Raw genomic sequence first — 19,388 nt, forward strand, 5'->3', positions numbered from 1 at the left:
TGTGCACCCGTGTTTCGGCGATGTAACAGGATCCGGCCCCGTGTGAACAACGCGTTTCCGGAGGCTCCCCGGCAGCCGGGACGACGCCCCGGAACTGCTCGGAGAGGTCTAGGAGGAGGTCAGCGCGACGAGCCGCGACGTCGCGCGCAGGTACTTCTTGCGGTAGCCGCCGGCGAGCATCTCGTCGCTGAACACCTCGTCGAGGGGGGTCCCGGTCGCGAGCACGCGCACCTGCGCGTCGTAGAGGCGGTCGACGAAGGCGACGAAGCGCAGGGCGTCGGTCTGGCTCGTGAGCGGCGTCACGTCGCGCAGCCCGACGGCGTCGAGGCCGCCGATGAGCTTGACGTAGCGGCTGGGGTGCACCGTCGACAGGTGCTGCACGGCAGCCCCGAAGTCGTCGAGGGAGGCGGTGCCCGCGACCGCGGCGACGGCCGCGTCCAGGTCGTCCACGACGTGCGCCCGTGCCTCGACCTCGCGGCGCCGGTAGTCGTTCCCGTCGATGCGGAGGGTGCGGAACCGGTCGGAGAGCCCCTGGATCTCGCGGAGGAAGTCCGCCGCGGCGAAGCGCCCCTCGCCGAGTGCGCCGGGCGGCGTGTTCGAGGTCGCCGCGATGCGGGTGCCCGCGTCCGCGAGGTCGCCGAGCAGGCGGGTCATCATCATCGTGTCGCCCGGGTCGTCCAGCTCGAACTCGTCGATGCAGACGAGCGCCGCGCCCTCGAGCTGCTTCGCCGCCCCTGCGTAGCCGACCGCGCCGACGAGGGCCGTGTACTCGATGAAGGTGCCGAAGTAGCGCCGGCCTGCCGCGCGGTTGTACGCCGCGGCCAGCAGGTGCGTCTTGCCGACGCCGAAGCCGCCGTCGAGGTAGAGGCCGGGAGGCGCCTCCTGCGTCTCCGGACGACGTCGGAACAGCCCGCGCCGGGCCGGGCGCTCGGCGGCGGCCCAGAAGGAGGCGACGGCCTCGACCGCCTCGGCCTGGGAGGGGAACGCGTCGTCGGGTCGGTAGTTCTCGAGCGAGGCCTCGGCGAACTGCCGCGGCGGCACGAGCTCGGCCACGATCTCGGCGCCCGTGATGGTCGGTGCCCGGTCGACGAGCGACACGACGGTGCGGAGGGGATCGGTGGGCATCGGTGCGACCTCGCAGGCGTCGGGACGGGCGCCCGCGGGAATGTCCGGGACGCGATCTGTGTCAGAGTCAGAGGGACCCGGCCGGGGCACACCGAGGGTGCGTAGCCTCGACGGGGCCGCGCGGCGATCCTATCCGCCGCCCCCACGACACCGCCCAGCCCCTCGGGGCCGACCCAGGAGGTACAGCAATGGTCGTCGAGCACGACACGTCCGCACGGTTCAGCGAGTACGCCCACCCCGAGCGCCTCGTCAGCACCGACTGGCTGCAGCAGAACCTGGGCACGCCCGGCCTCGTGGTCGTCGAGTCCGACGAGGACGTGCTGCTCTGGGACACCGGCCACATCGCGGGCGCCGTCAAGATCGACTGGCACCTCGACCTCAACGACCCCGTGCAGCGCGACTACGTCGACGGCGAGGCGTTCGCCGCACTGATGTCGCGCAGCGGCATCTCCCGCGACAGCACCGTCGTGATCTACGGCGACAAGAACAACTGGTGGGCCGCCTACGCCCTGTGGGTCTTCTCCCTCTTCGGCCACGACGACGTACGCCTGCTCGACGGCGGACGAGCCGCGTGGGAGGCGGAGGGCCGTGGGTACACGACCGACGCACCCGAGCCGGTCGCCACCGACTACCCCGTCGTCGAGCGGGACGACAGCCGCATCCGCGCCTACAAGGACGACGTGCTCGCGCACCTCGGCTCGCCGCTGATCGACGTCCGCTCCCCCGAGGAGTACTCGGGTGAGCGCACCACCGCGCCGGCCTACCCCGAGGAGGGCGCGCTGCGCGCCGGCCACATCCCGTCGGCGCAGAACGTGCCGTGGGGCAAGGCGGCGGCCGAGGACGGCCGCTTCCGCAGCCTTGGCGAGCTCGACGCGATCTACCGCGACGGCGCCGGCCTCTCCGACGGCGACGACGTCGTGGCGTACTGCCGCATCGGCGAGCGGTCGAGCCACACGTGGTTCGTGCTGCACCACCTGATGGGGTTCGAGAACGTCCGCAACTACGACGGCTCGTGGACCGAGTGGGGCAGCGCCGTGCGCGTGCCGATCGTGCAGGGCGTCGAGCCCGGCACGGTCCCGGGGCGCTGAGCGCGGTGTCGGCCTCCGAGCCCGGGGCGCTCCCCCGCGTCCTGGCGGAGACCCGCGAGGACTTCCTCGCCCTCGACGTGAAGGACCGGCTGCAGCTGCTGCTCGAGTTCTCGGACGAGCTGCCGTCGCTGCCCGCCGAGTACGAGGGCCACCCCGACCTGCTCGAGCGCGTGGAGGAGTGCCAGTCGCCCGTGTTCATCTTCGTCGAGGTGTCCGACGACGTCGTGACGATGCACGCGACGGCTCCTCGCGAGGCGCCGACGACACGCGGCTTCGCGTCGATCCTCGCCCAGGGGCTGAGCGGCCTGTCGGTGCGCGAGGTGCTCGAGGACGTCCCCGACGACTACCCGCAGACGATCGGCCTCGGCGTGGCGGTCAGCCCGCTCCGAGTGCGGGGCATGACGGCGCTGCTCGCCCGCGCCAAGCGCCAGGTCCGAGAGAAGTCGGCGGCGTGACCCTGCGGGTGCTGCACCCGGCTCCTGCGCGGGGTGCGGGCACCGGCGCGCTCGTCGAGGCGAACCGTGTCGTCGGGGCGGACCCTGTCATCGAGGCAGGCACGGTCGTCGAGGCAGGAACCGACGAAGGGCGGGCGCGTCTGCGCGAGCTCTACGCGCCTCCTGCGGCCGACTGGCTGCGCCTCAACCTGATCGCGGCCGTCAGCGGCGACGCGGCGGGCGAGGACGGCACCTCCGACACGCTGAGCAACGCGGACGACCGTGCCGTGCTGGCCGCGATCCGCGACCTGGCCGACGGGGTGCTCGTGGGCGCCGCGAGCGTCCGCGCCGAGGGCTACCGGGTGCCCCGGTCCGCCCAGCTCGTCGTGCTCACGGCCAGCGGCGACCTCAGCGGACACCGGATGGACCCGGAGCGCGCCGACCGTGTCGTGGTCGTCTGCCCCGCAGCGGCGGTCGATCGCGTCACGGAGACCCTCGGCGTCGACGTCGCAGCCCGGGCGACCGTCCTCGTCGTCGACGACGACCACGGCGTGGTCGCTCCCGCCACCCTGGTCGACCGCCTCCGCGGCCACGGCCTGCGCTCGCTCGTCTGCGAGGGCGGCCCCTCGCTGGCCGGGCAGCTGCTGCACGACGGCCTCGTGGACGAGCTCTGCCTCTCCACCTCGCCCGTCGTCATCGGGAGCGGGCTGCCCGTCTTCGGCCGGGAGCGCTTCGACCCGTCGCGGCTCTCGCTCAGCCAGCTGATGATGGACGACCAGAGCGCCCTGTACGCACGCTGGCTCGTGGCAGACGGCCCAGCCACTCGGCGATGACCGCCTCGAAGCGCTCGGGGTCGTAGTTCCAGATCTTCGTGTGCCGGGCGACCTCGAACACCTCGAGCTGCACGATGTCGGGCCGGGCGGCGGCGAGGGCGTGCGAGGCCGTCGACGGCACGAAGCCGTCGTCGTCGCTGTGCAGCACCAGCACGGGGACGCGCAGCTCGCCGGCCCGCTCCACCAGGTCGAGACGATCGAGGTCCAGGGGCTCGGCCCGGCCGCTCAGCCGTGACGCCCGAGGGGACTGCAGGAGGCGCATCGCCAGCTCCTGCACGACCCGCGGCACGCGCATGGCCGTCCCCTGGTAGCGGAGGGTGGTGCGCCAGTCGACCACGGGCGACTCGAGCACGACGCCGACCACGCGGTCGCGGTGCTCGGCCCGGGTCACCGCCTGCAGCACGGTGGCGCCGCCCATCGACCAGCCCATCAGCACGATCGACGTCGCGCCGTGGTCGACGGCCCAGCTCATCGCGGCCTCGACGTCGGTCCACTCCGCGTCGCCGAGCGCGTATCGGCCGTCGGCCGACCGGGGTGCCTCGGTGTCGTTGCGGTACGACACGAGCAAGGAGGTCAGCCCCGCCCGGTGGAAGACCGGCGCTGCGCGCACGGTCTCGGCCCGCGTCACGCCGCGCCCGTGCACGCCGATCATCCATGGCCCCTCCGTGCCGTCCGGACCGGGCACGAGCCAGGCCGGCGCCGGCCCGACCGGGGTCCCGACCTCGACGTCCTCGACCGTCAGCCCGGCGTCGCGCGGCGACCGCCACAGCCAGCCGCCGATCCGTCCGGCCCGCGCCGTGGCCAGGTCGCCTTCGTCGACGGCCTCGACACGGCGCACGACGCGGCCCCGCTCCTCCCGCACGACCTCGCCGAGGCGGGCGTGCCCCCTCCCGTGGTCGAACCAGAAGCTGTAGCGGCCGGACAGGCGCGTGTCGGCGTTCGCCGCGAGGGTCACCGTCGCTGCCGCCGGGTCGTGCCCGAGCACCCGGACGTCGTCAGGGCGGCGCCGCGCCGGCGTGACGACCTTCCGCGCCATCGTGACGGCGCCCGCCGCCAGGGCGAGCGACGCCGCGACCACGGTGCCGCCGAGGGAGACGGACACGACGAGGCCGGCGACGGCCGCCGGCGTGCGGCGAGGGCGTGTGCGTGGGCGACGGGACATCGAGACCTCCGGGCGGGCGGGGCGGAGCTACGGGGCACGTGCGCGGGGGCACCTGCGGCGTGCCGCTCGGCTGTGAGCCGGGTGGGAGCCTAGTCTGCTGAGGTGTCCGACACCTCCTCGCCGCCGGTCCCGGCCGCGTTCGCCGCCGCGTCGGCCGCCGTCCGCGAGGCCCTTTCGCGCGACGACCTCGCCGTGTCCGAGATCCCTGCTCCCGGCGGCCTCGCCCCGCACGCCCTCGCCCTCGCCGGCGACGTGGTGGGCGCGTCCGGGCGGGCCGACGCCGAGCTAGGCACCGGGCGCTTCGTCCTGCTGTACGACGAGAGCGCGCCCGAGGCGTGGGGCGGTGTCTTCCGCGTCGTCTGCTTCGCGCAGGCCCCGCTCGAGACCGACCTCGCCCTCGACCCCTTCGTCGCGGACGTCGCGTGGTCCTGGCTGGTCGACTCGCTCGACGCAGGAGGCGCCTCCCGGCACTCCGCCTCGGGCACCGCCACGAAGGTGCTCTCGTCCGGCTACGGCGAGCTCGCCGCCCAGGGCGACGGGGCGCAGCTCGAGCTGCGCGCCTCGTGGACCCCCACCAGCACCGATCTCGCCCCCCACGTCGCGGCGTGGAGCGAGCTGATCTGCACCCTCGCGGGCCTGCCGCCGACCGTCGAGGGCGTCACGCTCCTCGCGTCGCGTCGCGTCGGCCGCGACTGACCCCCCGGAACGACGGAGACATGAGCGCCCCCACACCCGAGTCATCCCCGGTCGACGAGTCGTCGCCCTCCTCCCCCGCCGTCACGGTCGTCCCGGAGACGATCGTCCCGCGCGCCGCGACCGCCGACTCCGTGCACGGCGAGGTGCACGTCATCGCGGACCGCGAGGCCTACCTCGAGGCCGTGGAGGCGATCGCCGCGGGGCACGGACCGGTCTCGATCGACGCCGAGCGCGCCTCCGGCTACCGGTACTCGCAGCGCGCCTACCTCATCCAGGTGTTCCGCCGGGGCAGCGGCGTGTTCCTCTTCGACCCCCCGGCCATCGGCTCGTTCGACGAGCTGCAGGCCGTCATCGGCCACGAGGAGTGGGTGCTGCACGCCGCGAGCCAGGACCTCGCGTGCCTGCGCGAGGTCGGGCTCGACCCCGACCTCGTCTTCGACACCGAGCTCGGCGCCCGTCTGGCGGGCCTGCCCAAGGTCGGCCTCGGCGCCGTGGTCGAGCAGCTGCTCGGGGTCCACCTCGCCAAGGAGCACTCGGCCGCCGACTGGTCGACGCGGCCCCTGCCGCAGAGCTGGCTCGTCTACGCCGCCCTCGACGTCGAGCTCCTCGTCGACCTCCGCGACGCCATGGCCGAGCTGCTCGAGCGCGACGGAAAGCTCGACATCGCGCGCCAGGAGTTCGCGGCGACGGTGGCTCGTGAGGCGAAGCCGGCCAAGGCGGAGCCCTGGCGGCGCCTGACCGGCCTGCACACCGTCCGCGGCGCCCGCTCGCTGGCCGTCGCCCGCGAGCTCTGGCAGGCCCGGGACGACTACGCCCGCCAGGTCGACACGGCCGCCGGCCGGCTCGTGCCCGACCAGTCGCTCGTCGCCGCGACGAAGGCGCAGCCCGCCGACAAGCGCGCCCTCGCCGGTGTCAAGGAGTTCGTCGGTCGCGCCAGCCGCAGCGAGCTCGACCGCTGGTGGGCCGCGATCGAGCGCGGCATGGCGACCCGTGACCTGCCCTCCTCCCGCGGGCCGGCGGGCGACACCCTGCCGCCTCCCCGCAGCTGGGCCGACAAGAACCCGATGGCCGACGCGCGCCTCCGGCACGCACGCCCCGCGGTGGCCGAGATCGCCGAGGGACTCGACCTGCCCGTCGAGAACCTGCTCACGCCCGAGCTGCTGCGGCGCCTCTGCTGGGAGCCGCCGATCCCGTTCGACACCGAGACGCTGGCGGCGGCCCTCGTCGAGCTCGGCGCCCGCCCGTGGCAGGTCGACGCCGTCGCCGAGCGGCTGGCCGAGGCCTTTGTCGACGCCCACCAAGAACCCGAGAGCGACCCCGCCGACGCTTCGTAGCAATCCGCCAAGGATTCTCCCGGCAGCAGGCCCCTCCCTAGGATCGGAGCAGTTCCGAGCACTGGAGGCACTGTGGCCGACACGACAGACGTGGTCTTCGTCGACGGGGTACGCACCCCGTTCGGCAGGGCCGGAGAAAAAGGCATGTACTGGGGAACGAGGGCCGACGACCTCGTCGTCAAGGCCATGAAGGGCCTGCTCGAGCGCAATCCCTCGCTCCCCCGTGACCGCGTCGACGACGTCGCGATCGCCGCCACGACGCAGCAGGGCGACCAGGGCCTGACCCTCGGTCGCACCACAGCCCTCCTGGCGGGGCTGCCCCGGTCGGTGCCGGGCTTCGCCATCGACCGGATGTGCGCCGGCGCCATGACGAGCGTCACGACCCTCGCCGGCGGCATCGCGTTCGGCGCCTACGACGTCGTCCTCGCGGGCGGCGTCGAGCACATGGGTCGGCACCCGATGGGCTTCGCGGCCGATCCCAACCCCCGGTTCCTCACCGAGAAGCTGGTCAGCGGCGACGCCCTGAACATGGGCTCGACCGCCGAGCGGATCCACGACCGGTTCCCGCAGCTCACCAAGGAGCGCTCCGACCGCTTCGCCCTTCGGTCGCAGCAGAAGCTCGCCGCCGCCTACGACGCGGGCCACATCCAGCCGGACCTGGTGCCGGTCGCGGTGCAGACGCCCGAGGGCTGGGGCCTGGCCACGCGCGACGAGGCGCCACGGCCCGAGACCACGATGGAGGGGCTGGCCGGGCTCCGCACGCCGTTCCGCCCCCACGGGCGGGTCACCGCCGGCAACTCGTCGGGGCTGAACGACGGTGCGACCGTCAGCCTGCTCGCCTCCCGCGGAGCCGCCGACGAACTCGGCCTCGGCGTCAAGATGCGCCTCGTCAGCTTCGCCTACGCCGGGGTCGAGCCCGAGATCATGGGCATCGGCCCGGTGCCCTCGACCGAGAAGGCCCTCCGCAAGGCAGGGCTGACGATCGACGACATCGGCCTGTTCGAGCTGAACGAGGCCTTCGCCGTCCAGGTCCTCTCGCTGCTCGACCACTTCGGCGTCGACGACGACGACCCGCGCGTCAACCCCTGGGGCGGCGCCATCGCCGTGGGCCACCCGCTCGCGTCGTCGGGCGTCCGCCTGATGATCCAGCTGGCCCGCCAGTTCGAGCAGCACCCGGAGGTCCGCTACGGGCTCACGGCCATGTGCGTCGGCCTCGGCCAGGGCGGCAGCGTCATCTGGGAGAACCCCCACCACTCACGGAAGGCGGCTCGATCGTGAGCAGCGCAGTCGACCAGCTCACCGCCCTCAGCGCCGACGAGGTGGTGACGCACTCGTTCGTCCGCGACGTGCCGCTGCCCTCGGGCGGCGTCCTCGCCCTCGTCACGCTCGACAACGGCCGCGACCACAAGCGGCCGAGCACGCTGGGGCCCGCGACCCTCGTCGAGCTGTCCGCGACCCTCGACGGCCTCCGGGCCCGCGCCTCCCACGGTGAGGTCCAGGCCATCGCGGTCACCGGCAAGCCGTATTTCCTGGCGGCCGGTGCGGACCTCAGCAAGGTCAGCCAGATCCCGAGCCGCGACGTCGCCCGCGAGCTGGCCCGTCTGGGCCACTCGACCCTCGGCAAGCTGCACGATGCCGGTGTCCCCACGTTCGTCTTCGTGAACGGCCTGGCCCTGGGAGGCGGGCTCGAGATAGCCCTGCACGCCGACTACCGCACGGTCGACTCGTCCGCGGCGGCCATCGCCCTGCCCGAGGTGTTCCTCGGCATCGTCCCCGCGTGGGGCGGCGCCTGGCTGCTGCCGAACCTGATCGGGATCGAGAACGCGCTGAAGGTCGTGCTCGAGAACCCGCTCAAGAACAACCGCACGCTCAAGGCCGCGCAGGCCCTCGAGCTCGGCATCGTCGACGTCGAGTTCGGCCCGGCCGCGTTCCTCGAGGACTCGATCCGCTGGGCCGACGGGGTCGTGGCGGGCCGCACGAAGGTCGCCCGGCCGAACGTGCCCGGGAAGATCGAGCGGGCCGTGAAGTGGGGCGCCGCGATCTCGATCGCCCGCAAGTCGCTCGAGTCGAAGATCGGCCGGGTGGCGCGGTCTCCCTGGGTCGCCCTCGACCTGCTCGAGGCGGCACGGAACACCGACCGGGCGACGGGCTTCGCCGCGGAGGACGAAGCCCTCGCCGAGCTCGTGTCGGGCGACCAGTTCCACGCCAGCATGTACGCCTTCGACCTGGTGCAGAAGCGGGCGAAGAAGCCTGCGGGGGCTCCGTCGCCCGACGTCGCGCGGAAGGTCGGCAAGGTCGGCGTCGTGGGGGCCGGCCTGATGGCCAGCCAGTTCGCGCTGCTCTTCGTCCGGAGGCTGCAGGTCCCGGTGGTCATCACCGACATCGACCAGGCCCGCGTGGACGCCGGAGTGGAGCGCATCCGCGGCGAGATCCTGCAGCTGGCCGAGAAGGGGCGCATCTCGGGCGACGAGTCGAACCGGCTCACCGCGCTCGTGACCGGCACGACCGACCTCGCCGACTTCGCCGACGCGGATTGGGTCATCGAGGCCGTCTTCGAAGAACTCGGCGTCAAGCAGGAGGTCTTCGCGAACGTCGAGGCCGTCGTCTCGGAGACGACGGTGCTGGCGACGAACACGTCGTCGCTCAGCGTCGAGCAGATCGGGGCGCGCCTCGCGCACCCCGAGCGCCTCGTGGGCTTCCACTTCTTCAACCCGGTCGCGGTGATGCCGCTGATCGAGGTCGTGAAGGCACCGGCGACCGACGAGGCGACCCTCAGCACGGCCATGGTGACGGCAGCCGCACTGCGCAAGAACGCCGTGATCACCGCCGACACGCCCGGCTTCGTGGTCAACCGCGTCCTGGCCAAGCTGCTCGGCGAGGCCATGCATGCCGTCGAGACGGGCACCCCCTTCGAGACGGTCGAGCGGGCCACCGCACCGTTCGGCCTCCCGATGACGCCCTTCGAGCTGCTCGAGCTCGTCGGCCTCACCGTCGGGGCGCACGTGCTCGACACGCACAACGCGGCGTTCCCCGACCGATTCTTCGCCAGTGACGGCCTGCACCGGCTCGCCGAGTACGGGCGGGTCTTCGAGCGCGACGCCAAGGGCCGTCGCAAGGGGTTCGACAAGAAGGCCGTCGCGCTCGTCGCCGGCGAGGGCACTCCCCTCACGGACGACGAGCTGCGGCGCCGCATCGAGGACGGCCTCGCCGACGAGGTGGGCCGGATGCTCGACGACGGGGTCGTCTCGGCGGCCGAGGACGTCGACCTGTGCATGGTCCTCGGCGCCGGCTGGCCGTTCCAGATGGGCGGCGTGACGCCCTACCTCGACCGTGTCGGAGCCTCCGAGCGGGTGCGGGGACGCACGTTCCACGACCCCCTCGTGGTCGGCCCGGAGCACGCGGTGCGCGTCCCGGCCTGAGACGGGCGTCCCGGCGTCTGCCGAGGAGGCGCCCGTCACGTCACGAGGGAGGGCCCCGACGACCTGGTCGGGGCCCTCCCTCGTCGTGCGCCGTCCGCTGTACGGACGCCCTAGTCCTGCTGCGCGTCCACCCGGCGCGACGAGGCGTCGTCCAGCGGGCGGGCCACGGGGATCTTGCTGCCGAGGACCTGGGCCACCACGTCCCGTGCGATGTGCTGCGGGGTGAGGCCCGCCTCCTCGAGGATCTCGGCGCGAGAGCCGTGCTGCAGGAACTCGTCGGGGAGCCCGAGCTCGGTGAGCGCGGTGTCGACGCCGGCCTCGCGCAGGTCCTGACGGACACGGGTGCCGATCCCCCCGACGCGCACGCCGTCCTCGATGGTGACGACGAGGCGGTGCTCAGCGGCGAGCTCGATGACGGACCGCGGCACGGGGACGACCCAGCGCGGGTCGACGACGGTCGCCCCGATCCCCTGCGCCGCGAGGCGCTCGGCGACGTCCAGGCCGACGGTGGCCATCGGCCCCACGCAGACCAGCAGCACGTCGCGCCGCTCGTCGCTCGCGAGGACGTCGACGCCGTCCGGGAGGCGCGACTCGGCCTCGTGCTCGGTGCCGACGCTGCCCTTCGAGAAGCGCACCACCGTCGGTGCGTCGGTCACGGCGACGGCCTCCCGGAGCTCCTCGCGCAGGCGAGACGCGTCCCGCGGGGCGGCGAGGCGGATGTGCGGGACGATCTGGAGGAGCGCCAGGTCCCACATGCCGTGGTGGCTGGGCCCGTCGGGGCCGGTGACGCCCGCCCGGTCGAGGACGAACGTCACGCCCGCCCGGTGCAGGCCGACGTCCATGAGCACCTGGTCGAAGGCGCGGTTGACGAAGGTGGCGTAGAGGGCCACGACGGGGTGCAGGCCGCCGAAGGCGAGGCCGGCCGCGCTCGTCACGGCGTGCTGCTCCGCGATGCCGACGTCGAGGACGCGGCTCGGGAAGCGCTCGGCGAGCTTGTGCAGCCCGACGGGACGGAGCATGGCGGCGGTGATGCCCACGACGGTCTCGTCGCGCTCGGCGATCGAGACGATCTCGTCCGCGAAGACGCTCGTCCACGAGGGGGCGTTGGCCGTCTCGAGCGGCTCGCCCGTCTCAGGGTCGATCTGGCCGACCGCGTGGAACTGGTCGGCGACGTCGGCACGAGCCGGGTCGTAGCCACGGCCCTTCTCCGTGATGGCGTGGACGATGACCGGGGCGCCGTAGTCCTTCGCCTGGGTGAGCGCCTCCTCCATCGCCTTCTGGTCGTGTCCGTCGACCGGGCCGAGGTACTTGATGTCGAGGTTCGAGTAGAGCGCCTCGTTGTTCGTGAAGCGGCTGAGGAAACCGTGCAGGCCGCCCCGCACGCCGCGGTAGAGCGCACGGCCGGGGTGCCCGAGGTGGTCGAAGACGGCCTCGGAGCCGCGGTGCATGTCGCGGTACGTGCTGCGGGTGCGGACGGTGTTGAGGAACCGCGCCATGCCGCCGATCGTCGGCGCGTACGAGCGGCCGTTGTCGTTGACCACGATGATCAGCCGGCGACCGTTGTCGTCGCTGATGTTGTTCAGGGCCTCCCACGTCATGCCGCCGGTGAGGGCGCCGTCGCCCACCACCGCGACGACGTGTCGGTCCGACTGACCTGTGAGCTGGAAAGCCCGGGAGATCCCGTCTGCCCACGAGAGGCTGCTGGAGGCGTGGGAGCTCTCGACGATGTCGTGCTCGGACTCGGAGCGCTGCGGGTAGCCCGCCAGGCCGCCGCGCAGACGGAGCCCGCTGAAGTCCTGCCGCCCGGTGACGAGCTTGTGCACGTACGACTGGTGGCCGGTGTCGAAGACGAAGGCGTCGTGCGGCGACTCGAAGACCCGGTGCATGGCCAGCGTCAGCTCGACGACGCCCAGGTTCGGCCCCAGGTGCCCGCCGGTCTTGGACACCTCGGTCACGAGGAAGCGGCGGATCTCGGCGGCCAGCGCGATCATCTGCTGGTCGGTGAGGAGATCGAGGTCGCGGGGACCCTTGATCGTCTCGAGGATGCTCATCGGGATTTCCTTTCCGGCAGCCCGGAGGCGGCGATCCTCAGTTTAGGCGCGGACCGCCGGGAACGCCGGGAGGCCCCCGGCGCCGTGCGGACACGACGTCGAGGGCCTCGGGGTGCGGCTAGACCAGGCTGCGGAGGACGTACTGCAGGATGCCGCCGTTGCGGTAGTAGTCCGCTTCGCCCGGCGTGTCGATCCGGACCACGGCGTCGAACTCGATCGTGCGGGCGCCGTCGGCCGAGTGCTCGGTCGGCTCCGCAGTCACGTGCACGGTCTTGGGCGTCGTGCCCTCGTTCAGCTGCTCGAGCCCGTGGATGCTGAGGGACTCGGTGCCGTCGAGGCCCAGGGACTCCCAGGTCTCGCCCGCCGGGAACTGCAGCGGGACGACGCCCATGCCGATCAGGTTCGAGCGGTGGATGCGCTCGAAGCTCTCGGTGATGACCGCCTTGACGCCGAGGAGGCTCGTGCCCTTCGCCGCCCAGTCACGCGACGAGCCGGAGCCGTACTCCTTGCCGCCGAGGATGACGAGGGGCGTGCCCTGCTCCTGGTACCGGGCGCTCGCGTCGTAGATGAACGACTGGGGGGCGTCGGCCTGCGTGAAGTCGCGCGTGTAGCCGCCCTCGACGCCGTCGAGCAGCTGGTTGCGCAGCCGGATGTTGGCGAAGGTGCCGCGGATCATGATCTCGTGGTTGCCGCGACGCGACCCGTAGGAGTTGAAGTCCTTGCGGTCGACGCCGTGCTCGGCCAGGTAGTGGCCGGCGGGGCTGTCCGTCTTGATCGACCCGGCGGGGCTGATGTGGTCGGTCGTGACCGAGTCGCCGAGCTTTGCCAGCACGCGCGCCCCGACGATGTCCGTCACCGGGGTCGTCTCGAGCGTCATGCCCTCGAAGTACGGGGGCTTCCGGACGTAGGTCGACTCCGGGTCCCACTCGAAGGTCGCGCCCGTGGGCGTCGGAAGCGACCGCCAGCGCTCGTCGCCGTCGAAGACGCCGGCGTACTCGTGCGTGAACATGTCGGTGTCGATCGACGAGTCGATGGTCGACTGCACCTCGGCCGCGTCGGGCCAGATGTCGCGCAGGTAGACGTCGCTGCCGTCCGGCGACGTGCCGAGCGCGTCGGCCTCGAAGTCGAAGTTCATCGACCCGGCCAGCGCGTAGGCGATCACCAGCGGCGGGCTCGCCAGGTAGTTCATCTTGACGTCGGGGTTGATGCGGCCCTCGAAGTTGCGGTTCCCCGAGAGGACGGCCGTGACGGCGAGGTCGTTGTCCTGGACGGCAGTCGAGATCTCGTCCAGCAGCGGGCCCGAGTTGCCGATGCAGGTCGTGCAGCCGTAGCCGACGGTGTAGAAGCCCAGGTCTTCGAGGTATCTGGTGAGACCGGCCTTCTCGTAGTAGTCGGTGACGACCTTGGAGCCGGGCGCCAGGGTCGTCTTGACCCACGGCTTGGCCTTCAGGCCCTTCTGGCTGGCGTTGCGGGCGAGCAGGCCGGCCGCCAGCATCACCGAGGGGTTCGACGTGTTGGTGCAGGACGTGATGGCCGCGATGGCGACCGCGCCGTGGTCGAGCGTGAACGAGGAGCCGTCGTCGAGGGCGACCTGGGTCGGCTTCGACACCGTCGACGGAGCGTGCGAGGTGTGCGTGTGCGAGTGGGCGTGCGAGGACTCCTCGTCCTGCGCGGTGAGGCCCACGGGGTCGGACGCCGGGAACGTGCCCTCGACCGCGGCGTCGACCATCGAGTGGTCCGTCGTGGCGTAGTTGTCGAGGTCGACCCCGAACTGGCTCTTCGCGTTCGTCAGCTCGATGCGGTCCTGGGGACGCTTCGGCCCGGCGATCGACGGGACGACGGTCGCGAGGTCGAGCTCGAGGTACTCGCTGAAGACCGGCTCGACCGACGGGTCGTGCCAGAGGCCCTGGAGCTTCGCGTACTTCTCGACGAGCTCGATCTGCTCGTCGCTGCGGCCGGTGAGGCGCAGGTAGTCGAGGGTGACGTCGTCGATCGGGAAGATCGCGGCCGTCGAGCCGAACTCGGGGCTCATGTTGCCGATCGTGGCGCGGTTCGCCAGGGGCACCTCGGCCACGCCGTCGCCGTAGAACTCGACGAACTTGCCGACGACGCCGTGGCGACGCAGCTGCTGCGTGATCGTCAGCACCACGTCGGTCGCGGTGACGCCGGTCGGGATCGAGCCGCTGAGCTTGAAGCCCACCACCTTGGGGATGAGCATCGAGACGGGCTGGCCGAGCATGGCCGCCTCGGCCTCGATGCCCCCCACGCCCCAGCCGAGCACGCCGAGGCCGTTGACCATCGTCGTGTGCGAGTCGGTGCCGACGAGGGTGTCCGGGTAGGCCTGGAGGACCCCGCCGACCTCGCGGCTGTAGGTGACACGCGCGAGGTACTCGATGTTGACCTGGTGCACGATGCCCGTGCCCGGCGGCACGACCTTGAAGTCGTCGAAGGCCGTCTGGCCCCAGCGGAGGAACTGGTACCGCTCGCCGTTGCGCTCGTACTCGATCTCGACGTTGCGCTCGAGGGCGTCGGCCGAGCCGAACAGGTCGGCGATGACCGAGTGGTCGATCACGAGCTCGGCCGGGGCGAGGGGGTTGATCTTGGTGGGGTCGCCGCCGAGGGCCGAGACCGCCTCGCGCATCGTCGCGAGGTCGACGATGCAGGGCACCCCCGTGAAGTCCTGCATGACGACGCGCGCCGGCGAGAACTGGATCTCGGTGTCGGGCTCGGCGGTCGGCTGCCACGAGCCGAGCGCGCGGATCTGGTCGCCCGTGACGTTCGCGCCGTCCTCGGTGCGGAGCAGGTTCTCGAGCAGGACCTTGAGGCTGAAGGGCAACTTCTGCGAGCCGTCCACCGCGTCGATGCGGTAGACCTCGTAGTCGGTGCCGCCGACCGTCAGGACGTCTTTCGAGCTGAAGCTGTTGATTGCAGACACGTGCCGTCTCCCTTGCTGGACTTCGCCCTCATCATGACCCGACGACGAGGGACCGCACCAGCGAGGTCAGCCTAAGTCGCCGACGGACCACGGGCGCATGTCGTCGAACTGTCTTGATGTCGAGACAAACCTAGCACCGGAGGCGGTGGGCTAGCTGACGGTACCCTGCGCGTCGACGACATCGTCGCCGGAGGCGCGACCGCGGTAGACGGTCCGGACGAGCAACCACGTGACCCAGAGGAGGCCGGCGTAGAGGGGCACGCCCATGAGGAGCTTGAGGGTGGCGAGCGCGGTGATCTGCCCGCTCAGCAGGAGCGGGAGCTGCACCGCGAGGCGAGCGGCGAAGAGACCGGCCCAGAGCCAGGTGACGAGCACGAGGACGCGGCGCTTGGCGCGGTCATGCCGCCAAGCGCCTCCTTCGTTGGTGAGGAGGCCGACGATGATGCCGACCAGGGGCCAGCGAACGGCGATGCTGACGACCATCGCCAGGAGCGAGATGGCGTTGATCACGATGCCGGGGACGAAGTTCCCCTCGGCCCGACCGCTCAGCAGGGCGATGCCGGCCGACAGCGCGACGCCCAGCACGCCGGCGAGTGCCTGCGCGACCGGACCGCGCTGCACGGCGCGGGACACGACGAAGAGGGCGGCGAGGGCGACGGGGATCAGCACCGACGGCAGCAGCTGGCCGGTGATCGTGTAGACGACCACGAAGCCCAGGCCCGGCACGATCGACTCCGCCAGGCCGCGGACCCCGCCGATGGCAGTCAGGAGCGCGGAGGCGGTGGGCACCTCGCCGGGCGCCACTTGCCCGATGCCGGCCTTCTGCGCCGCGGCCCGCAGCTGGGCGGCCAACGAGACGCGCGGATCGTCGAGCGGCGACTCCTCGCCGGGCAGGGGTCGCTCGTCGTCGGGCCGGGCCGTCGCCCCGTCGTGCTCCACGAGGGTCAGGCCTGGTCGGCGGCGCCCGCGGACGCGTCGACCGCGCTCGGCTTGGGCATGCTGAGCGGGATGAGCTCGCGAGGAGGCATCGGGGTGGTGCCCCGGACGACGACGATGCTGCGGAACAGCTCCTCGATCTTCGCGGCGGCCTCGTCGTCGACGGTGGCGTCGCCGGCGATCACGCCGCGGAGGAACCAGCGCGGGCCGTCGACGCCGATGAACCTGGCGAGGCGCGTGCTGCCGGGGTCGCCGCCCATGAGCGGGATCTCGGCGCGGACCTCGGGGCCGAACGGGCCGTCGACCTCGGTCGTCGTGCCGCCCTGCTTCTGGATCTGCTCGCTGATCTGCTCGCGGATCTCGTTCCAGAGGCCCGTCGTGCGGGGAGCCGCGAAGGGCTGCACCTGCAGCGTCGACTTCGCGAAGTCGAGGCCGACCGCGACGACGCGCTTGCTGCCCTCCTCGACCTCGAGTCGCAGGTGCAGGCCGTCGCGCGGGACGATCTTGACGCCGCCGAGGTCGACGTACGGGCGGACAGGATTGGCCTCGGTCTCGTCGAGCGGGCCCTCGTCGGCCCGGTCGGCGGGCGCGGACTTCGAGTCGTCGAAGACCTCGACCTCGGCGTCGTCCAGGGCCTCGATGTCGACCTCGACGTCGGCCAGGTCGGCGGTCTCGACCTCGATCTCGGCCAGCTGCTGCGCCTCGCGCTTCGACTTCCTCATGATGCGGTGCCTCCGGTGGTGTGTGCGTAGCCCGTCGAGCCGAAGCCGCCCGTGCCCCGGCTGCTCTCGGGCAGCTCGTCGACGGGGACGAAGACGGCCCGGACGACGGGCACGACGACGAGCTGGGCGATCTTGTCGCCCACCTCGATCTGGTGGTCCGACTCGAGGTCGGTGTTCAGGAGCGTGACCTTGATCTCGCCGCGGTAGCCCGCGTCGACCGTGCCCGGGCTGTTCACGACGGTGATGCCGTGCTTGGCCGCCAGCCCGCTGCGCGGGACGACGAACGCCGCGTGGCCGTCAGGCAGCGCGATCGACACGCCGGTGCCGACCAGCGCCCGGTGGCCGGCCCGGAGGACGAGCGCCTCGGACGACAGGAGGTCTGCCCCCGCGTCGCCGGGGTGCGCGTACCGCGGGGCCAGGTCGTCCGGGGACGAGGAGGCGCCGGCTCGGTCGGCCGTGAAGAGGACGTCGAGGGTCGGGGTCACGTGTCGAGGCTAGTGCAGAAGTCTGGTCGAATGGACCCATGAACCCGTACCGCGAACGGCTCACGCCGCCGGCCACCGTCTTCGTCGCGACCGCCCTGGTCGTCCCCGCGACGCTGCTCGTCTTCCTGCCCATCGACCAGCTCGTCGGGGTCGTCGTGGCGGTCCTCTTCTACGCGGCCACGGTGCTCGCCCTCGTCTTCACCTCGCCGGTGCTCCGCATCGACGACGAGGGGTTCTCCGCCGGGCGCGCCCGTCTCTTCCCGCACGAGATCGGAGAGGTGCGGGGCTTCTCGGGAGCGGAGGCCACACAGCAGAGAGGGCCCCGGCTCGACGCGCGAGCCTGGACCCTCTTCCGTGGCTGGGTGAAGCCGGTGGTGAGGATCACCCTCACCGACGAGACGGATCCCGCACCCTACTGGTTGGTGTCGACGAGACGACCCGACGAGGTCGTCCGTCTCCTGGAGTCGCTCAGGCAGCGCACTCCCGGCAGATAGCGCCCAGCTTGGTCTCGTGGTCGAGCTGCGAGCGGTGCTTCACGAGGAAGCACTCGACGCAGGTGAACTCGTCGACCTGCGGGGGCAGGACGACGACGTCGAGGTCGAGGTCGGAGAGATCCTGGCCGGCGAGCTCGAACGAGCCCGGGTTGTCCGCGTCGTCGTCGATCACTCCGGTGGTCTTGTCGGGGGTGCGCTCCTTGAGCCCCTCGATCGACTCCGAGCCGTCGTCGTCGTTCTTGCGAGGTGCGTCGTAGTCGGTGGCCATGCCCATCCAGTTCTTCAATAGTTCGTGTACCGAAGTTCGTGTACCGAATTCGGCGGGCACAGTTTGCATCACTCGTTGTCGAATAGCAAACCCGCCGAAGGGGCCTCTCGGCCGCTCTGGAGGAACTCGCGGCACGCCCGATCCATTCCCGGGAACACGCCCCTGACGTGGGACGCTTCTGGCCAGGACACGACGGTGGAAAGGCGTGCGAGATGCAGGATCTGAGGGTCATCGGGGTCGAGAGCGGAGCGCTCGTCGTCGCCGCCGACGGCGGTGCCGAGTACCGGCTCCCCGTCACCCCGTCGCTGAGGTCGCAGCTGCGCGCTGCGGCCCCCGACAGCACCCCGGTCGAGCGCAAGGCGCCGCCGCGCGAGATCCAGTCGCTCATCCGCTCCGGGCTCTCGCCCGAGCAGGCGGCGGAGCGCACGGGAGCGGACCTCGCCTACGTCCGGCGCTTCGAGGGCCCCGTCCTCGCCGAGAGGTCGCACGCCCTGCGCACCGCCCTCGGCGTCGCCGTCACCGTCGCCTCCGACGTGCAGCCCGACGGCGACTCGTCCTCCTTCGGGGGCGTCATCGAGTCGCGCCTCGACACCGCCGCTGCGACCGACCGTCACTGGACCAGCTACAAGGACGCCGAGCACGGCTGGCTCGTCTCCGTCTCGTACGTGACGCAGGAGGTGTCGCGAGACGCCACCTGGCGCTTCGACCCCAAGGCCCTCTCCCTGGTCCCGCACGCCGGCGACGCCCGCACCCTCTCGCAGCACTCGGCCGACGTCGGCCCCCTCGTCCCGCGTCTCCGGGCCGTCGGCCTCCGCCCGGCAGACGACGAGCCCGTGACGGGGCGCTTCGACAGTGGCGCGTTCCTCGTCGAGCCCGAGGACGGGCACCTGGACGACGCGGCCCCGGACGAGCACCGTTCGGACCGCCCGGCAGCGGTCGCGCGACAGGACGTCCGCTCCCCCGCTTCCCTCGCGGCCACGAACCGCGACCCCGACGCCGCCGCCGGGGACCCGCACGCCCAGACCGCCGACCTGCTCGAGGCGCTCCGTCGACGCCGAGGCGAGCGCGAGGCGGCGCGCTTCTCCGACGACTCGTCGCGGGACGAGCTCGCCACCAGCTCCATCCGGGTCATCGATGTGCCCCTCGACGACTTCGACCTGCCCGAGGGCGAGACGACGCCGCAGCCCCTCCTCCCTGGTGCCCCCTCGGCGCAGGGAGACGGCGGGCAGCGCGCGCGCACCGTGGGACAGGCCCGCGGCGGTCGACGCCCGATGCCCGGACCGGACGGCGTCGTGCCCGGTCAGGGCGGTCCGAAGAAGGCCCGCGGCCGCGCGTCCATGCCGAGCTGGGACGAGATCGTCTTCGGAGCCCGCTCGGACGACGACCCCGCCTGACGCCCCGTCTGA

General features: G+C 72.3%; 17 protein-coding genes. 9 read left to right on the forward strand and 8 right to left on the reverse strand.

Going from position 1 to position 19,388, the window contains the following annotated elements; translation table 11 throughout:
• Positions 1-108 precede the first annotated feature (108 nt).
• Complete coding sequence (gene zapE, locus EDF18_RS02180; protein WP_123545985.1) at positions 109-1,125, reverse strand: cell division protein ZapE; 1,017 nt, start codon at positions 1,123-1,125, stop codon at positions 109-111.
• Between the two features lie 188 nt (positions 1,126-1,313).
• Here zapE and EDF18_RS02185 point away from each other — a divergent pair, with 188 nt between their 5' ends.
• Genes EDF18_RS02185 through EDF18_RS02195 form a run of 3 tightly spaced genes read left to right on the forward strand, consistent with a single transcriptional unit; the run spans position 1,314 to position 3,480 of the window.
• Positions 1,314-2,213, forward strand: a complete 900-nt coding sequence (locus tag EDF18_RS02185; RefSeq protein ID WP_123545987.1) for a sulfurtransferase — start codon at positions 1,314-1,316, stop codon at positions 2,211-2,213.
• A gap of 5 nt (positions 2,214-2,218) precedes the next feature.
• On the forward strand, positions 2,219-2,668 hold the full coding sequence (locus tag EDF18_RS02190; protein WP_123545989.1) for a SufE family protein: 450 nt from the start codon (positions 2,219-2,221) through the stop codon (positions 2,666-2,668).
• The gene (locus tag EDF18_RS02195; RefSeq protein WP_123545991.1) at positions 2,665-3,480 is read left to right on the forward strand and encodes a dihydrofolate reductase family protein; all 816 of its coding nucleotides are present in this window, start codon (positions 2,665-2,667) and stop codon (positions 3,478-3,480) included. Before EDF18_RS02190 ends, EDF18_RS02195 begins: the two co-directional genes overlap by 4 nt.
• On the opposite strand, the gene EDF18_RS02200 is transcribed toward EDF18_RS02195, so the two are convergent.
• Positions 3,401-4,642: a S9 family peptidase gene (locus EDF18_RS02200; protein WP_123545993.1), complete on the reverse strand. Its 1,242-nt coding sequence runs from the start codon at positions 4,640-4,642 to the stop codon at positions 3,401-3,403. The genes EDF18_RS02195 and EDF18_RS02200 overlap by 80 nt on opposite strands.
• Positions 4,643-4,744: 102 nt before the next feature.
• Between EDF18_RS02200 and EDF18_RS02205 the strand changes: the two genes are divergently transcribed.
• From EDF18_RS02205 to EDF18_RS02220, 4 genes are all read left to right on the forward strand, one after another.
• Complete coding sequence (locus EDF18_RS02205; RefSeq protein WP_123545995.1) at positions 4,745-5,338, forward strand: DUF3000 domain-containing protein; 594 nt, start codon at positions 4,745-4,747, stop codon at positions 5,336-5,338.
• Positions 5,339-5,358: 20 nt separating this feature from the next.
• Complete coding sequence (locus EDF18_RS02210) at positions 5,359-6,672, forward strand: HRDC domain-containing protein (RefSeq protein WP_123545997.1); 1,314 nt, start codon at positions 5,359-5,361, stop codon at positions 6,670-6,672.
• 72 nt (positions 6,673-6,744) lie between these two features.
• Positions 6,745-7,950 (forward strand): thiolase family protein, encoded by a 1,206-nt coding sequence (locus EDF18_RS02215; protein WP_123545999.1) that lies wholly within the window; start codon positions 6,745-6,747, stop codon positions 7,948-7,950.
• Positions 7,947-10,091, forward strand: a complete 2,145-nt coding sequence (locus tag EDF18_RS02220; protein ID WP_233568948.1) for a 3-hydroxyacyl-CoA dehydrogenase NAD-binding domain-containing protein — start codon at positions 7,947-7,949, stop codon at positions 10,089-10,091. The genes EDF18_RS02215 and EDF18_RS02220 overlap by 4 nt, the downstream gene beginning before the upstream one ends.
• A gap of 110 nt (positions 10,092-10,201) precedes the next feature.
• Here the strand turns inward: EDF18_RS02220 and dxs are convergent, their stop codons facing one another.
• The 5 genes from dxs to dut form a co-directional block, all read right to left on the reverse strand.
• A complete protein-coding gene (gene dxs / locus EDF18_RS02225) occupies positions 10,202-12,142 on the reverse strand; it encodes a 1-deoxy-D-xylulose-5-phosphate synthase (protein WP_123546001.1) in 1,941 nt (646 codons plus the stop codon).
• 118 nt (positions 12,143-12,260) lie between these two features.
• Positions 12,261-15,077, reverse strand: a complete 2,817-nt coding sequence (locus EDF18_RS02230) for an aconitate hydratase (RefSeq protein ID WP_123546003.1) — start codon at positions 15,075-15,077, stop codon at positions 12,261-12,263.
• A gap of 150 nt (positions 15,078-15,227) precedes the next feature.
• On the reverse strand, positions 15,228-16,016 hold the full coding sequence (locus EDF18_RS02235; RefSeq protein ID WP_123546005.1) for a DUF3159 domain-containing protein: 789 nt from the start codon (positions 16,014-16,016) through the stop codon (positions 15,228-15,230).
• Between the two features lie 5 nt (positions 16,017-16,021).
• The gene (locus tag EDF18_RS02240) at positions 16,022-16,735 is read right to left on the reverse strand and encodes a DUF3710 domain-containing protein (RefSeq protein WP_123546007.1); all 714 of its coding nucleotides are present in this window, start codon (positions 16,733-16,735) and stop codon (positions 16,022-16,024) included.
• Positions 16,732-17,220, reverse strand: coding sequence for a dUTP diphosphatase (dut, locus tag EDF18_RS02245; RefSeq protein ID WP_369878084.1), 489 nt, complete (start codon positions 17,218-17,220; stop codon positions 16,732-16,734). Before dut ends, EDF18_RS02240 begins: the two co-directional genes overlap by 4 nt.
• Before the next feature lie 38 nt (positions 17,221-17,258).
• Here dut and EDF18_RS02250 point away from each other — a divergent pair, with 38 nt between their 5' ends.
• Positions 17,259-17,714: a DUF3093 domain-containing protein gene (locus EDF18_RS02250; protein WP_123546009.1), complete on the forward strand. Its 456-nt coding sequence runs from the start codon at positions 17,259-17,261 to the stop codon at positions 17,712-17,714.
• On the opposite strand, the gene EDF18_RS02255 is transcribed toward EDF18_RS02250, so the two are convergent.
• Positions 17,689-17,982, reverse strand: coding sequence for a DUF4193 domain-containing protein (locus tag EDF18_RS02255; RefSeq protein WP_123547235.1), 294 nt, complete (start codon positions 17,980-17,982; stop codon positions 17,689-17,691). The genes EDF18_RS02250 and EDF18_RS02255 overlap by 26 nt on opposite strands.
• Positions 17,983-18,194: 212 nt before the next feature.
• On the opposite strand from EDF18_RS02255, the gene sepH reads away from it, so the two are divergent.
• On the forward strand, positions 18,195-19,376 hold the full coding sequence (gene sepH, locus EDF18_RS02260; RefSeq protein WP_123546011.1) for a septation protein SepH: 1,182 nt from the start codon (positions 18,195-18,197) through the stop codon (positions 19,374-19,376).
• The last annotated feature ends 12 nt before the right edge of the window (positions 19,377-19,388 follow it).

The sequence above is a fragment of the Frigoribacterium sp. PhB107 genome (assembly GCF_003751515.1).
Classification (GTDB): domain Bacteria; phylum Actinomycetota; class Actinomycetes; order Actinomycetales; family Microbacteriaceae; genus Frigoribacterium.